Genomic DNA, 1393 nt, shown 5'->3' with positions numbered 1-1393 from the left:
TCAGAAGAACGTTCCACGCTCTCGACTACCAGGTCCGACAAATGAGGAAAGAGCTGCTCAAGGCTTCCAGACGCACACGCCGATCATGATCGCAGACATCGCGGATCACAAGATCGGCGACAGAGCCAAGATCCGGGACGGGCAGGTCGCGAACCGTCCGGTCTACGTGGTCATGGGCGTGACGGTCGAGGGACACCGCGACATCCTGGGAATCTGGGCCGGCGACGGCGGTGAGGGCGCCAAGCACTGGCTGCGTGTCTTCACCGAGGTTAAGAACCGCGGCGTCGAGGACGTGCTCATGCTCGTCTGCGACGGGCTGAAGGGCCTGCCCGATGCGGTCGAGGCCGTCTGGCCTCGCACGATTGTCCAGACCTGTGTGGTCCACCTCCTGCGCAACAGTTTCCGTTACGCGGGCCGGCAGGACTGGGACAAGATCGCGAAGGCGCTCAAGCCCGTCTACACGGCATCGAGCGAGGACGCCGCGATGGAACGCTTCCTGGAGTTCTCCGAGGCCTGGGGCGGGAAGTATCCCGCGATCGTGCAGCTCTGGGAAGTCGGCTTCATACTGCCTGCTCCGTCTCGTAGTTGGTGTTCGCTCGCGGCTTGAGGTGGTGCGAGGCGGCCACGCGTTGTTTCCAGTGCGCCTCGATGTCGCTGTTCCAGGTGATGCACCACCGGCGGTGGCGGGCCTGGCGGGCGGTCATCTCGCCGCTGCGGAGCCAGGGGTAGAGGGAAGACTCGTGGATGCCCAGGATGCGGGCGGCCTCGGGCACGGTGATCTCGCCGGGGTTGGTGGGGTTGTTGCGCTTGGAGCCGATGGCGTGCTGGGACCGGATGTGCCGGATGGAGTTCACGCTGAAGGGCCGGCAGTTTCCGGTGAGGAGGCCGCAGCTGTTGAGGTGCTCGGCGATCTCGGCGTCGCTGCGGACATCGAGGAGGTCGCGGACGATGGCGACGGCCTTGGCGGGGTTGCGGTTGGTGCGCCGTTCACAGGTGATCTCGTCGACTGCGCCGGTGTGCCAGCGCACCCCGATGTGAGCGCGGATGTCGTCGACGTGCCGTACGGTGACGTCCGCGATCAGCGTCCGCAGCAACCGCTTGCGGTCCCTGGCGGTGGTCGTCGGGGCGTCCCACAGACGCGGCAGATCGCGGGCGAGGTCCTGCAGGTGGGCGGGCTCGGGCAGGGCCGGCTCGGAGGCGATCAGGTCGGCCAGTGCGGCCTCGCTCTGGGCGAGCGCGGCGAGCTTGGTCTCCCAGCGGGACTCCAGGGAGCGTGCCACCAGCCGGTTTTCCGGTTCGACCTGCCCGAAGGCGCGCTCGGCGCGGTCGGCTTCGTACCGGGCGCGTTCGACGGCGAGCTCGGCGGCCCGGTGCGAGCGTCGATGGCGGTGAT

1 protein-coding gene and 1 pseudogene are annotated in these 1393 nt (G+C 67.8%); one reads left to right on the top strand and one right to left on the bottom strand.

Annotation, left to right across the window (positions count from 1 at the left end; translation table 11 throughout):
• Positions 1–127: 127 nt before the first annotated feature.
• Positions 128–553: pseudogene (locus FCI23_RS55710) on the top strand (IS256 family transposase); the annotation flags it as partial.
• 7 nt (positions 554–560) lie between these two features.
• Here FCI23_RS55710 and FCI23_RS58055 read toward each other — a convergent pair.
• Positions 561–1393 (bottom strand): helix-turn-helix domain-containing protein (locus FCI23_RS58055; RefSeq protein ID WP_169317507.1); only part of this gene is annotated, 833 nt, incomplete at its 5' end.

Origin of the sequence: Actinacidiphila oryziradicis (genome assembly GCF_005047355.1) — a bacterium.
Taxonomy (GTDB): domain Bacteria; phylum Actinomycetota; class Actinomycetes; order Streptomycetales; family Streptomycetaceae; genus Actinacidiphila; species Actinacidiphila oryziradicis.
Note: the sequence above shows the minus strand (reverse complement) of the source record. Positions and strands in the feature narration are given on the sequence as shown.